The sequence below is a fragment of the Mycobacterium sp. 1245801.1 genome (assembly GCF_001673055.1).
In the GTDB taxonomy this organism is placed as follows: Bacteria; Actinomycetota; Actinomycetes; order Mycobacteriales; family Mycobacteriaceae; genus Mycobacterium; species Mycobacterium europaeum_A.
This window is the reverse complement of sequence record NZ_LZKY01000232.1, coordinates 1-14,084: the sequence shown is the minus strand read 5'-3', so window position 1 is coordinate 14,084 and position 14,084 is coordinate 1. Positions and strand designations below refer to the sequence as shown.

Here is a 14,084-nt window from a genome sequence, read left to right as displayed (position 1 = left end):
CAGCGCGGCGGTCGACGAGGCAAACAGCGGCGCGTTCGCCGACGCCAGCGCGGCCCCGCGGGCCAGCGCGGTCTCCGGTTCCTCGGCCACACTCACGTCGAGGAAGGTCGTCGACTGCAACACCGGCTTCAGCGGCCCGACGTCGATAGCCGAGCCGACCAGCAACAGGCCGCCGGGCAACAGTTCCAGCTTCTCCATCCCGGCGACCATCGCGCTGAGTTGCTCGGCGGCATCGCCGTAGGACTGGGCGTGGATCTGTTGCTTATAGACGTCGGGGATGGAGCCGTCGGAGGTCTCGACGACCGCCAGCGTCGCGGTGTCGGGTTCCACCAGCAGCACCGCGGTGCGCTCGTAACCCATTGCCCCGCCGACGTTTTGCGCCAACGCCGCCGCGGCCAAAAACGCCGACACCAGCATGACGTTGTCGATCCGGTGGGCGGTCAGCGCGTCGCGCAGCGCCGCGGCTTCGAGTTGATCCGTCCACGTCACGCCGATCGACGACAGTTCCATGCCGGCGTCGGCCGCGCCCTCACGGGTGCCCAAGATGGCCGAGATCACTTGGTCGGGCCCGGTCGCGGTGGCAGCATCGTCGACGTCGGCGACGTCGAACACGTCCTCTTCTACGGTTGCGCCGTCGGCGTATTCGCCTTCCAGGACGACCATCTGGATCGATGACGGTGCCATCGACACCCCGAGCACGATATCCAATACAAACCCCTCCAAAGGTATTGCACGATGAGCCACGGCCAGGCGGAGGAAAAACCAATGGCTAACTAAGTATCGCCCAGCAGGGGTGCGGGAGGGCCGCTGCGAACCTATGTAGTCCTTATGAAGTTCTGATAGGACCGCGACGGGGTGGGTCCCCGCTGGCCCTGGTACTTCGAACCTACTTGCGTACTGCCGTAAGGATGTTCGGCGGGACTGGTCAACCGCAGAATGCACAGCTGACCGATCTTCATGCCCGGCCACAGCGTGATCGGCAGGTTGGCCACGTTGGACAGCTCCAGCGTGATGTGACCGCTGAAGCCCGGATCGATGAACCCGGCCGTCGAGTGTGTGAGCAGGCCGAGGCGGCCCAGCGACGACTTGCCCTCCAGGCGGCCGGCGAGGTCGTCGGGCAGGGTGATGAGTTCCAGCGTCGAGCCCAGCACGAACTCCCCGGGGTGCAGGACGAACGGCTCGCCGGCGACGGGTTCGACCAAGGTGGTCAGCTCGTCCTGTTGCTTGGCCGGGTCGATGTGGGTGTAGCGGGTGTTGTTGAACACCCGGAACATGCAGTCAAGTCGCACATCGATGCTCGACGGCTGCACCAGGGCGTCGTCCAGCGGGTCGATGCCCAACCGCCCGGCGCTGATTTCGGCCCTGAGGTCGCGATCGGAGAGCAGCACGCGACGAGCCTAGCCTCCGGGGGACGCGTTCAGCGGAGATAGACCTCGCCGCCGGTCGGATATCCGCCGCCGGTGGTCGTGACGTGCACGTGGTCGTAGTGGCCGAGCCGGCTCGGCTGCGCTCCGCCGGGCGTGTAGTAGACGCCGCGCCAGATCGCGTCCTGGATGCCGAAGCGGTTGGCGTTCTGCAGCACGTAGGCGACGATCGCGTTGCCCAGCGCGATACCCTCCGCCGATTCCGGGTTGGGAATCATCACGTCGAGCGCCAGCCCTAGGGGGTGCCACGGCAACGGATCGGGGCGCACTCCCCCCATCTCGTGGATCTGGGGAAAGTCGGCGGTGATGCTGCGGGCGACCAGGATCGTCCGGACCTGCAGGCCGCGTTCGGGAGCGACGTCGGCGGTCAGCAGCGGGGCCCGGGTGTGATACCGCGAGGCCGCGGCGGGCTCGGCATCGCCTACGCCGGTGAGGAGGCGATTGGACGCCACGGTCACGATTTCCGCGCAGCACGGGGCGGGTTCTCTGATAACGGCCTTGGCCTCGACATGCGGCGCAATTGGGGTGACGTCCGAGGACACCGCGAAGAACACGGCGGCGGGGGCAAGCACCGCAGCCAGGGCCACCGACGGTTTACGTCGCTTCCTGGCTAACCTGTGCCGACCCACCCCGAGCACATTACGGCGCAATAACGGAATAATAAATATGCGAATGTGAATTTGTGAAAGGAATAACTCCGGTTCGGTGCGACGGCCACAGCGCCGGAGCCGATGAGCGGTCCTGACCTCGACGGCTCCCGTCGGGTGCTAGCCTTCCTTGGCGAGAAGTGCCGATGTAGTTCAATGGCAGAACATCAGCTTCCCAAGCTGAATACGCGGGTTCGATTCCCGTCATCGGCTCCACGTTTACCCGCGGCGATGCGGCGCGATGACGACGCCGTGTCAGCGTCACGGTGATCCATCTGAACGGCCGGCCCCCGCGCGACATGTTGGTCTCAGCACGCGTAAGCGCCCATGCGCCTCAGACACTTTGTCGACCTCGGACTCGCCCCGGATGCGGAGGGGGCGTACCGAAACACGGCACCTCTACGGGCTGCTGGCGCTCCAGGCCGAGTCGGAGCGCCCGGATTTCAAAGACGCTGTGCCCCAAGAGCGTTGGATCCACAATTGGTCAAGGCGAGCCTTGACCAATTCGGCTCCGGGGGGAAGTGCGATGCGCTCGACTGAGCTGTATATCCGCTCCATGCATGACCGTACCGCCGCACGTGCTCGTCGCTGTCCCATGCCCCAGGAAACCGCTTCGGCCGTCAGATCATCGACGTCGATGCCGTCAATACCCGTCTTCCCGTTGATCACATGTCCGGTGCCCTTGAATGCGGGATCCAGGTACATGACCGGCGCGACGTCGTAGATCGGTGCCAGCGACACACTGCCATCACGGCCGATCATCACTGAGTAGTTTTTTGAGTGCGCGTCACTATTGCCAATGACGACGTTAAACGTGACTGCCTGCAGCAACGCCAATCGAAAGCCGTCAGGATCCAATGCCCTCGGTGCGGCCGCGCGTGCCACGCGTCGTAGCCTCGAGCCCAAACGAGTTGCTTCGCTGGTGCTCTCGTATTTGGCCGCGGGATCGAGACCTAGCGCCTGACAGAAATCTTCTTGATGCAGCCGAGTGCCGTCAGGGCCTCGGTCATAGCGGACCACGACAATGGCCGTGCGTCCACCAAAGCGCTCTATTCGCGGCTCTGCGGCATCGATGCCTGCGCCGCGCGCCACTCGTAGCGCCCAATCTTCCGTCTGAATGAGAAGCTTCACGGCGCCGCCGAGCGGCTCGGGTTTGATGATGTGCGTCGAAGCCGCACCTGCTTCAGGCCAACCCCATTCGCCGTTGGGAAGAGCTACCAAGAGCACTTTGTCCTGAATACCGGCGAGCGATGCCTGTGGCGTGGTGCCCTCAGGTAGGTGGTAGGTCGGCAGGTCCGCGATCAGAGTGTCGACCTCCTGCTTCGTCAATCGGCGGACCCGGCCGGCACCGGGTTGCGCTCCTTCGCTAAGAATCTGGACCGCACCCGCACATTCCGCGCCCAACCGTTCCAATAGCGTCATCGTGTCGTTGACTGGCACACCAGCCTCGGTGGCGATGTGGCGACGCAGGTTGCCTTCTGGCAAAAGGCCTTCGATGAAGGCCGAGACCTGCAACTTGCCGTCCCGGTCCTGGACAGGTTTTCGCGAGATGGGTAACGCCAAGGACAGGACTCGACTCCCCTCGCCGAAGTTGTCGAGCGCTTCCTCGGTGAACTCCAAACGCAGACAATAGCGGCGCGGCTCGCTCAGCCGTGCGACGTGGACGCCGTACAGCCAGACGTCAAGCGCTTTGCGCGCCATCGATTGTCGTCATTCGGGAAAACTTCGGCACTAGCGCCAGCGCCATGCCGCACTCCGAAAGCGCGCGCAGGGCTATATCGACGCTGACAGATTCTCCCCGTTCGAGACGGGAGATGGTCATACGATTGACTCCGATGCGATTGGCGAGCTCATCCTGGTTGAAGCCCCTGTCCTGGCGCGCGCGCCGGACGTGTTCGCCGAATTCGATGGTGTCGTATACCAACGGTACTTGATGATACATATTTTAATCATACGGTGGATATGCCCCGATGATCAATATTTTGATCATTGGACCCCAGACGCCTGATGATTAATATTTCTATCATCTCGAGCGTGGACTCGAATGATCGAAATATATAGCACGCACGCTCCATCTGTAGCGGATGCGCGATGGAGAAAGAACGCCGAGCGGCCGGGCAGCATAGCGCCGAAACCTCGCCCACAGCAATCGGTTTCATAACGCCACCCGGCGCGCCGGCAAGCGCGTAACCCGCTGGTAGCTTTACCGCCATGGGTGCTTTGGACGGACGCGTGGCCTTTATCACCGGCGGAGCTCGAGGACAGGGCCGCTCGCATGCGCTGGCCCTGGCCGCCGAAGGAGCCGACATCGTCGTCGCCGATGCCCCGCAGGCGATGACGGACCTGACCTATCCCCTGGGCACCGAGGACGACCTACGGGAAACGACCAAGCTCGTCGAGGAACTGGGCCGGCGTTGCGTGCCGATCACCTTGGACGTGCGCGACGCGGCCGCGGTCAACGCCGCGATCACCCAGACGGTCGCCGACCTAGGCAGCCTCGACATCGTGGTGGCCAACGCCGGAATCGTCAGCACCGGGGTGCTGGAAGACGTCAGCGACGTGGTGTGGCAACAGCTGATCGACACCAACCTGACCGGCGCCTTTCACACCCTGCGCGCCGCGATACCGGTGATGCGCCAGCAGCGGTTCGGCAGGATCGTCGTCACCTCCTCGATGGGCGGCCGCATGGGCATCCCCGAGCTGGCCGCCTACAACGCCACCAAGTGGGGCGTCATCGGCCTGGCGAAGTCCGCCGCCCTCGAGGTCGCCAAGGAGGGCATCACGATCAACGTGGTCTGCCCCACCACCACCCAGACGCCGATGGTGCAACCCACCGGAAGCGACGACGTCCCCGACGACCTCGTGCGCCGGATGACCAAAGCCAACCCGATACCGCAACCCTGGCTACAGCCCGAGGACGTCAGCCGCGGCGTGGTGTACCTGGTCACCGACCCCGGAGTGATCACCGGAAGCGTGCTCGAGATCGGCCTCGGCGGCAGCGCACGAATCCACTGACGATCGGCTCCGCATGCAGTCGGCGGGCCGTCTAGTTACGGACCCCGTTCAGAAACAGCATGAATTCTGAAGACGCGGGAAATTCACCCGCCGCGGACGGAGATCGCCCAGCGGCGCGCAAGAGGTCGGTCACGTTCGCGTTGTGTGTTACCCAGCCACGCTCCGCCAGATACACCGCGGGATCTTGCCGGGGCCCCGAAAAGGTCAGTCCTCGCAAATTGAGGCTGGAGTCACGCTGGCACCACTGGTCATGGAACTCGCTGAGAAATTCATTGATCAGATCGGGACGACGGATGTCGGTGTGGTCGGCCACTATCCGGCTGCCCGGGGCGCTCAATCCCGTTATCGCATCGAGTATTTCGTCGTGCGCCCGGGGTGGCAGATAGCCGACCAGGAGACCTTCCACAATCCATGCTGTCGGCTTAGAGTCGTCAAACCCCGCTTGCAGCAATGCTTTCGCCCAGTCACGTCGGAGATCGACGCCCACGCAACGGTGGTGCGTCGCCGGCGCGCATCCCAGCTTCGCCAGGATATCTCGCTTCCAGCCGATGACTTCGGGTTGATCCACTTCATAGATGGATATCCCCGACGGCCAGTCCAATCGGTACGCGCGGCTGTCCAATCCGGATGCCAAAATCACCGCCTGTCGAAGACCCAGGAAGCACGCCTGGGTGGCGAAGTCATCGAAGGCCCTACTGCGAAGACCGAAATACGCCGGAAGCCAGCCCGCCCCGATCTCCGAAAACGAGACCAGTCCATCGACTATCTGGGTAAAAAGCTTGATTCCGACTGCCCGAACCAAATCCTCGGCGAACGGGTCGTTGATCAGCGGGTTGGGGCTCTTGCTGGCGACGGCCCGCGCCGCGGCCACCATCGTGGCCGTGGCTCCCACGCTGGTTTTCAAACCCCAGCTATCGTCGTCGGTTCGGGTCATGTTCGCTCCCTTGGGATGTCGGTTGCCAAGATTTGTCGCGCCGAAAGCTTCGGGTAGCGGCGCGCGATTCGGGCAGCAGGCGAGTTCCCCGGCATCGAAGCCCTAGCCACGGTATTGATCAACCTTGGCGGCGTAGTCATCGAGCAGTCGAAGTGACTCGTCGGTCGGCAGCGTGGGTAACAGGAGCGCCACCTGGCCGAACCCCAGCTTGTCGGCCACGGCCCAATAGTCGGGATCGACGGGCGCGCCGAACATCGCCAGCGGGACGTCGTAGCCCGCACCGTCACGCATCTCGTTGATCCGCATGATCAAGGCCTCCACCGGCGTTGGGACGGCTAGCCATCCCGCGTTGTGCCGGATCACCCGTTTCACCGCTGCCGCGGAGTTGCCGCCGATGAAGACCGGAGGATGCGGTTGCCGGACCGGCTTGGGCCGGATGTAGGACGCGTCGAAATTGACATACTTGCCGTGGTATTCGGCGGGTTCGTCGCTCCACAGCGCCTTGACGGCCTCGATCCGCTCGTCGAGCAGCGCACCGCGCGTCTTCGGGTCGGTGCCATGGTCGCGCAGTTCCTCGAGATTCCAGCCTGCGCCCACGCCCAAGGCGAACCGGCCGTTCGATATCAAATCGATGCTCGCGGCCTCTTTTGCCACGATGATCGGATCGCGTTGGACCAACAGCGCGATACCGGTGAACAGTTCGATTCTCGACGTCGTCGCCGCGGCAGCGGCCAGCGTGACGAAGGGATCGAGGGTCCGGTAAAACTCGGGGGGCAAATCGCCGCCGAGTGGATATGGCGACTGCCGGCAGGCCGGTATATGGGTGTGCTCGGCCACCATCAGCGAAGTGAAGTGCCGGTCTTCGATCGCGCGAGCGAGCGACACCGTGTCGATGCTGTTGTCGGTTACGAACGTGGAAATACCAAAGTCCATTTGATCCTCGACCATTAGTCGTGCAAGGGGTTGCAGCGTCACGCGTGACTTCCGAAACGACCGCCACCGCAATGCAACCTGTGCGGGTGGCCGAATCGCCGGACGCCTCGAGAAACCCCCTTGCTGTCCTCGTGATCAGCGTCGCCGAGACCGCGGACGCCAACCAGACTGCGGCTTTACCGGTAGCGGCGCAGACAGTCAGCGGGTGCTGCGTGCGTGCAATCGTCAGTCGGTTTCCGTACCAGACCGGCCAGCATCTGCAGAGCCGGGCCCCCGACGCCATCGACGTTCAGACCGCGGGCGAAGCGCGGCGACAACGCACGAGCCAACCGGGTTAGCGGCCAGGATTGTCGTCGGAACCGCACTGACGGCGATCCGATGTTCGCTACGCTTGACCCCGATTGATCAATCGCCTGGGAAGTTGGGGCCAGGTAATGGCTGAAAAACCCAAGGCTCGCGCCCCGGCGTCGGGAGCGAGCGAGGTCGTGGCCGAGTTAGCCGCTGCCGGGTTCGACAACGCCCGCCAGATCGCTCGGGGCGCCGCCGGGGTGGTCTATTGCTGTCGCGAGACAGCGCTCGGGCGCAATGTGGCGATCAAGGTGCTGCCGACCTTCATCGACGACGCCGGCCGCGAACGGTTTCTGCGCGAGGGCTACGCCATGGGCGGGCTCTCGGGGCACCCGAACATCGTCAACATTTTGCGGGTCGGCCTGACCGCGAGCGGCCGCCCCTACATCGTCATGTCGTACTGCCCCGCGGGCTCGCTGGGCCTGCGGGTGCAGCGCGAGGGCCCCATCGCCTGGCCGGAAGCCGTGCGGATTGGCGTAAAGCTCTGCGGCGCACTGGAAACCGCACACCTGAGCGGCACGCTGCATCGCGACATCAAGCCCGCGAACGTGCTCGTCAACGACTACGGCGAACCGCAACTGACCGACTTCGGGACCGCCCACATCGCCGGCGGATATGAGACGGCGGCCGGATTGTTCTCCGGCACAATCGATTACCTCGCGCCCGAGGTGATGGCGGGCGATCCCGCGACGGTCGGCAGCGACGTCTATTCGCTTGGCGCCACCCTGTATTCGCTCATCGCCGGCAACCCCGCCTACGAGCGCCGCGGCAGCGAAGACCTGCTCGCGCACTACACGCGGATCAACAACACGCGGGTCCCGGACCTGCGGCCCGGCGGGATCCCCGACGCGGTGTGTGCGGCGATCGAGACGGCGATGGCGGTCGACTTGGCCGAGCGGCCGGCCTCGGCGGCGGAGTTCGGTCGCGGGCTGCAGGAGAGCCTGCGCCGCAACGGCCTGAAGCCCGACGCGATGGCCATCACCGCGGTCGGCGCGGGCGCGGGGCGCACGGTGGGCGGCTCGGCGGGTCTGGCGAAGCCGCGGACCTCGCCGGCCGCGCATGGCGGGAAGACGGGGGCACCGGCCGCGCGACCGCCGCGCATCGCCAAACCGGCCCCGCGAAACGCCGACCCGGACAGCACCTCGCTGCTCCATCCGCTCACCGATCGCCGAACGCCGCCCGCGCCGCCGCGTCCCACCGGCCCCCAGCCCACCGGGCCACGCCCCGCGGACAGGCGAGGCCCAATTCCGGCCCGGCCCACCACCTCCGAACCCACCGAAGCGATCGCCGAACCGACCAGCATGACCGACGCGATCGCGCCGCCGAGCGACGCCGACCCACCCGCCGTCGCGCGTCGCGGGCCGGCCGCCGGGGCGGTGAAGTGGCTGGGCTCGTCGGGCAAGAAGGGCAATCGCCTGACGGCGCCGCTGATCGTGGTGGGGATCGTGGTGGCAGTACTGGTGCTCGGCAGCGGCGTCTACGTGCTGCTCACCCAGGGCAACAAACACCACCAGCCCGCGGCCAGTCAACCGAGCGGCCAAACCGTGAAGTGGCAGCCGATCACCAACGCGCGCATCGCGCGCCAGGCGGCGGCGACCACGCAGGCCGATGGCACGATCTGGATCTTCGGCGGATTGGGCAGTAACCACGCGCTCGTCGCCAACCACGAGGGCTATGACCCGGTGATCGACAGCTGGAAGAGCGGCGACGATCTTCCGGTTCCGGTTCAGCACGCGATGGCGGTGACGTGGCGGGGCAACCCGATCGTGCTCGGCGGCTGGCGGGCCGCGGGAGCGCAAAAGGTTGCCAGCGACCAGGTTTGGCGGGTGGTCAACAGCCACTGGGTCGAGCTGCCCCACCTGTTGCAACCGCGGGCGGCGGCCGCGGCCGCGGTCGTGGGCGACCGCATCGTCGTCACCGGCGGCGTCGACGCGAACGGCGCCCCGCTGAACACCACCGAGGTCTTCGACGGCAACTCCTGGACCCTCGGCACGCCGATCCCGACCCCGCGGCAGATGCTGGCCGCGGCGTCGGACGGCAAGCTGGTGTACGCGGTGGGCGGCAGCAACGGGACCACCGACCTGCCGACCGTCGAGGCGTATGACCCTGCCGCGAAAAGCTGGACGCGGTTGCCCGACCTCCCCCAGCCACGCGGTGATCTCGGCGTGGCGATCGCCGATCGGCGGTTGGTGGCCGTCGGGGGGCAGTCGGCCGGGCAGGTCCTCAAGAGCGTGTCGGTGTTCGATCTGACCACGAACGCGTGGGCCGGCTTGCCGGATCTTGCGATTGCGCGCCACGGCATGGCGGTCGACGCGGTGGGGCAAGCCGTGTTCGCGATCGGCGGGTCGAGCGAGGTCGGCGACGGCCAGGCCACCTCGTCGGCCGAGGCGCTGCAGCTGCCGGCGCGCCGAATCCAGCCCGCCGCGCAATGGCGTTCCCTGCCCGATGCGCCGACGCCTCGGCTGATGACGGCGTGGACCGTGCTCGACGACAAGATCTGGATCGTCGGCGGCCTGCGCGACGGCGTGGCGTTGTCGACGGTCGAAAGCTACGACCCGCGCGCCGGCACCTGGCAGCCGCAACCGCCACTGCCAATCCCGCTGCACCACGCCGCCGCGGCGACCTATCACGGCGAGGTGGTGGTGCTCGGCGGCGCCAGCAGCGACCTCACCCAAGCGTCCACCAAGGTGTTCGCGTTGCGCGCCGGCAAGTGGGTCGAACTGCCGAACCTCACCCACGCCCGCGCGGCGCTGGCCGCCGCGGTGGTCGGCGACAGACTCGTGGCCGTCGGCGGCCAGAACGCCAAGCAACTCGTCGGTCAGACCGAGGTCTTCGACGGCAGCTCGTGGCACGACGCGGCCGACATGCCAACTCCGCGTGAGCATCTCGCGGCGGTGTCGGACGGCACCTATGTCTACGCGGTCGGCGGCAGATTCCTGTCGGCCGACAAGAACTCCGCGGCGTTCGAACGGTTCGACCCCCAGTCCGGCAGCTGGACCAAATTGGTCGACATGCCGACCCCTCGCGGCAGCTACGGCGCCGCGTTCATCGACGGCCGGATCCTGGCGGTCGGCGGTGAGGAGCCGACGCGGGTGTTGGGGGTGGCCGAGATGTACGACATCGCCAACGGAACCTGGAGCGCGCTGCCTCCGATGCCCACCCCGCGTCACGCCGAGGCGGTCGCGACGGTGGGCAACACCGTCTACTGCATCGGTGGCGCGAACCGGCCCACCCACGAAGGCCCGGTCGCTACGGTCGAGGCCCTGGACTTCATCTAGCGGGTGACGGCGGATCAGTGGCGCTTGAGCCGACTGCGCCACCCCACGAATCCCGCGTACACGATGGTCAACAGCGCCAGCATGCCCACGTCGAACAGCCAGGTCGAGGCCGTGTGCTTGAAGTGGCGGTCTTTCGGGGCAAGCGGGCCGGGCTCGATGGCCCACAGGTCGACCGTCGAGGCCTGCGCCGCATAGCCCCACCGCGAGGGCACCGCCCACGACATCTGGTCCAGGCCGAGCCGGTTGGTGACCGGGACCATGCCCCCGCAGAGCACCAACTGCAGCATCAGGGACACCACCAGCAGCGGCATGATCTGCTCGTTGGACCGGGCCAGGGAGGACAGGACCAGGCCGACCATCGCGGCGGCGACGCACATCGCGGCGGTCGCGACGTATAGCTCGAGGGTGGCACTGCCCAGCAGCAGGGCCGGGCGCGTCGGCGCCCCCTTCCCCAGGATCGTGATGGTCGTGGCGATCGCCGACTGAATGACGGCGAACACGAAGAACACCGCCATCTTCGCGAGCAGATACGCCTTGGTGGACAGGCCGACCGCCTGTTCCCGGCGAAAGATCGGGCGCTCGCCGATGAGGTCGCGGATGGTCAGCGCGGTCCCCATGAACACGGCGGCCATGGTGAGCAACATCAACACCGAGCCCGGCTCGTCGGAGCCGTCGCCGCTGGGATCGGCGACACGGAATCCGGTCGAGCCGGGAACGGTGAGCGACAGCGCGCCCATCACGAACGGCAACAGCGCCAAGAAGATGAAGTAGGCGCGGTCGGCGACGATCAGCCGAACCTGCCGGCGCGCGATCGTGGCGAACTGACGACGGGTGCTCGAGCGTGCCGGCGCGCCCAGGTCGGCCGGCTTCTCCGCCTCGGGTCCCGCCGGCAGCGGTTTGAGCTGGGCCAGGAACCGACGGTTGGCCTCGTCGGGGTCCGCCCCCACCATGCCGAAGATCTTGGCCCAGTTGGTGGTTCCCATGGTCGCTTCGATTTCGTCGGGCGGCCCGCAGTACGCCGTCTTGCCGCCGGGCGCCATCAACAACACCTGGTCGCACAGGTCGAGATAGCTCAGCGAGTGCGTCACCACCAGCACCACCCGACCGGCGTCGGCCAACTGCCGCAACATGGTCATGACCTGTAAATCGAGCGCCGGATCCAGGCCGGAGGTCGGCTCGTCGAGGATCAGCAGCGACGGCCCGGTGAGCAGCTCGAGTGCCACCGAGGCGCGCTTGCGCTGCCCGCCGGACAGCTTGTCCACCCGCGTGTCGGCGTGCTTGGTCAGCCCGAGTTCCTCGATCACCTGCGCGACCACCTGCCCGCGGTCCTCTTTGCTGGTGTCGGGCGGCAGGCGCAGCTCGGCGGCATAGTTCAGCGCCTGGGTCACGGTCAGCTGGCGGTGCACGACGTCGTCCTGGGGCACCATCCCGATCCGGCTGCGCAACGACGCGAAGCTGGCGTGAATGTCGTGCCCTTCGAAGGTGATTGAGCCCGAGCTGGGACAGGTGGCGCCGGCGATCAGCCGCGACAGCGTGCTTTTACCGGCCCCGGACCCGCCGATGAGGGCGGTCAGCGTGCCGGGCCTGGCGGTCAGCGAGACTTTGTGGATCAGGCGTTTGCTGTCGATTTCGAAGTCGACCTCGCGCACCTCCAGCCCGCCGGTGCGGGTGGCCGCCTGGGCGCGCCGGAGCAGGATCTCGCCGTTGAACACCAGGTCCACGTTGCCGATGGTGACGACGTCGCCCTCGGTCAGCGGCGCCGACAGGATTCGGGTGCCGTTGACGAACGTGCCGTTGATGCTGTGAGCGTCGTGGATCTCCATCCCGGTCGGGCCCGGCACCAGATAGGCATGCTGGCGCGACGCCAGGACGTCCGAGATGACGATGTCGCTGTCCTCGGCGCGGCCGATCACGGCGGCGCCGGTGGGTGGCGCCGCGAGCCTCGACCGGGACCGCTGCACCGCGCGCCGCAGGTTGGTGCTGTCGAACTCCGCAGCTTCGAGGGCTTGCGCGCCGATCTCGGTCAGCGGTTGGCCCTTGGCCGGCACCCCGGCGGGCCGTTCAGGCGGCGGTTGGGGACCGCGGGGAGGCGGCGGTTGGTTCGGATAGCCGACGGCCCGGCGCGGGCCGCTGGCCTGCGGCGATGCCGCAGGCGGCGGCCCGTGGCGCAGCGGGGCCGGCTGCTGGCGCGCGATGCGGGGAGCCGAGCCGCCGACGGGCTGCGCCGGCTCCGGGCGAGGGGGCCGCATGGCACCGGGCCGGGCCAGGGCCTGCATCCCCTCGACCGTCGGCGGCAGCTGACCCACGGTCTTGTCGGGGCGTTCGATCACGAAGCTCAACCGCGGCCCGTCGGGGCTTCCGACGTTGATGCTCTGGCCGTCGCGGATGTCGACGACGGACACCCGGCTCCCGTTGACGAACATCCCGGTCGGCGATCCGTTGTCGATCGCGAGCCATTTGCCCCGGTCGAACCGCAACAGCAGGTGCGCGCGGGCGATCCGCGGATGGGCGACCCGCATGTCGGCACGGAGGTCACTTCCGACGATGAGATCGTGGCCCGCAGCGAAACTGCGCCGTGACCAGTCAGATTGAACAGTCAGCACGGGCGGTGCGGGCCTACTCATCCCATCAGTATTCGACCCGTCGCCACCAAGCGCCAGCGGTTTGGTCATATTGGTCGCCGGCCGCGCTTCGCATTTGCTGGACGGGTCCCTCGCCGTCGCGACGGGCGCCCGGGTGCCCGGGCCGCGCCGTCACAACACGGTCACGATTCGCGGCCGACGGCTCGTCGGGCTGGCTTTTGCGGCCGGCTGTCCGAGCGCCTGGTCACCGCGCCGCGACGCTAAACCTCCCGTGCCCAAACCGTGACCGTCGCGTGCCCAAAAATCAACGCGCCCTTACGCTTCCGCAGGTCAACGCCCATTTATCATCCCTATTACAACTCTGTCAGTTAAAAGGAATTGGAGCCATGCGGACGGGTGTTCGGTGTGTTCTTGCGGTGATCGGAACCGCGGCGAGTGTTGTCGTGACGCCGGCCGGGGTGAGCCTGGCGGCGGCCAACGAGTCGCATGGGTTTGCGATCGCGTCGATTTCCCCGGGCCGCGACGAGGTGGTCGGCGTGGCGCACCCCATCCAGGTGCGCTTCAAAGCGCCCATCACCAACCCGGCCGACCGGCAGGCGGCCGAGCGCGCCGTCGACGTCAAGTCGACGCCCGCGATGACCGGCAAGTTCGAATGGCTCGACAACAAGGTTGTGCAGTGGGTGCCGGATCGATACTGGCCGGCGCACAGCACGATTCCGTTGACGGTGGGCGGCGCGGGCAGCGACGTCGGCGGTCCCGCCTCGGCGCCGTCGATGCTGACGGTGAAGGTGTGTTCGGAGATGCTGGCGACGCCGATCACGGCGGGGCCCGTTTTGATCTCGGCGGCCGCGCCGCCCACCGTCAACGGAATCGTGCTGTGCGCCGGCCAGTATCGATCCGGCACCCACTGCACAACCTTGTTG

General features: G+C 66.9%; 10 protein-coding genes, 1 tRNA gene and 1 pseudogene. 4 read left to right on the top strand and 8 right to left on the bottom strand.

Features of this window, described 5'->3' with window-relative positions:
- From A5622_RS15265 to A5622_RS15255, 3 genes and pseudogenes are all read right to left on the bottom strand, one after another.
- Positions 1–684, bottom strand: a pseudogene (locus A5622_RS15265) (hypothetical protein); the annotation flags it as partial.
- Positions 685–815: 131 nt separating this feature from the next.
- The gene (gene dcd, locus A5622_RS15260; RefSeq protein ID WP_066879589.1) at positions 816–1,388 is read right to left on the bottom strand and encodes a dCTP deaminase; all 573 of its coding nucleotides are present in this window, start codon (positions 1,386–1,388) and stop codon (positions 816–818) included.
- A gap of 29 nt (positions 1,389–1,417) precedes the next feature.
- The gene (locus tag A5622_RS15255; protein ID WP_197508020.1) at positions 1,418–2,053 is read right to left on the bottom strand and encodes a hypothetical protein; all 636 of its coding nucleotides are present in this window, start codon (positions 2,051–2,053) and stop codon (positions 1,418–1,420) included.
- 160 nt (positions 2,054–2,213) lie between these two features.
- On the opposite strand from A5622_RS15255, the gene A5622_RS15250 reads away from it, so the two are divergent.
- A tRNA-Gly gene (locus A5622_RS15250) sits at positions 2,214–2,287 on the top strand.
- A 183-nt stretch (positions 2,288–2,470) separates the two neighbouring features.
- Here A5622_RS15250 and A5622_RS15245 read toward each other — a convergent pair.
- Positions 2,471–3,772 (bottom strand): type II toxin-antitoxin system HipA family toxin, encoded by a 1,302-nt coding sequence (locus tag A5622_RS15245; protein WP_066879583.1) that lies wholly within the window; start codon positions 3,770–3,772, stop codon positions 2,471–2,473.
- The gene (locus tag A5622_RS15240; protein ID WP_066879580.1) at positions 3,753–4,013 is read right to left on the bottom strand and encodes a helix-turn-helix transcriptional regulator; all 261 of its coding nucleotides are present in this window, start codon (positions 4,011–4,013) and stop codon (positions 3,753–3,755) included. Before A5622_RS15240 ends, A5622_RS15245 begins: the two co-directional genes overlap by 20 nt.
- Before the next feature lie 269 nt (positions 4,014–4,282).
- Between A5622_RS15240 and A5622_RS15235 the strand changes: the two genes are divergently transcribed.
- Positions 4,283–5,086 (top strand): mycofactocin-coupled SDR family oxidoreductase, encoded by an 804-nt coding sequence (locus tag A5622_RS15235; protein WP_066866682.1) that lies wholly within the window; start codon positions 4,283–4,285, stop codon positions 5,084–5,086.
- A gap of 31 nt (positions 5,087–5,117) precedes the next feature.
- On the opposite strand, the gene A5622_RS15230 is transcribed toward A5622_RS15235, so the two are convergent.
- Positions 5,118–6,020, bottom strand: coding sequence for an SAM-dependent methyltransferase (locus A5622_RS15230; protein ID WP_066879577.1), 903 nt, complete (start codon positions 6,018–6,020; stop codon positions 5,118–5,120).
- Between the two features lie 102 nt (positions 6,021–6,122).
- A complete protein-coding gene (locus A5622_RS15225; RefSeq protein WP_066879592.1) occupies positions 6,123–6,953 on the bottom strand; it encodes an LLM class F420-dependent oxidoreductase in 831 nt (276 codons plus the stop codon).
- Positions 6,954–7,387: 434 nt separating this feature from the next.
- Between A5622_RS15225 and A5622_RS15215 the strand changes: the two genes are divergently transcribed.
- Positions 7,388–10,579 (top strand): kelch repeat-containing protein, encoded by a 3,192-nt coding sequence (locus tag A5622_RS15215; RefSeq protein WP_066879571.1) that lies wholly within the window; start codon positions 7,388–7,390, stop codon positions 10,577–10,579.
- A gap of 14 nt (positions 10,580–10,593) precedes the next feature.
- Here the strand turns inward: A5622_RS15215 and A5622_RS15210 are convergent, their stop codons facing one another.
- Complete coding sequence (locus A5622_RS15210) at positions 10,594–13,203, bottom strand: ATP-binding cassette domain-containing protein (RefSeq protein WP_066879568.1); 2,610 nt, start codon at positions 13,201–13,203, stop codon at positions 10,594–10,596.
- A gap of 344 nt (positions 13,204–13,547) precedes the next feature.
- Here A5622_RS15210 and A5622_RS15205 point away from each other — a divergent pair.
- The coding region (locus A5622_RS15205; RefSeq protein WP_231997783.1) for an Ig-like domain-containing protein at positions 13,548–14,084 on the top strand (537 nt) is incomplete at its 3' end.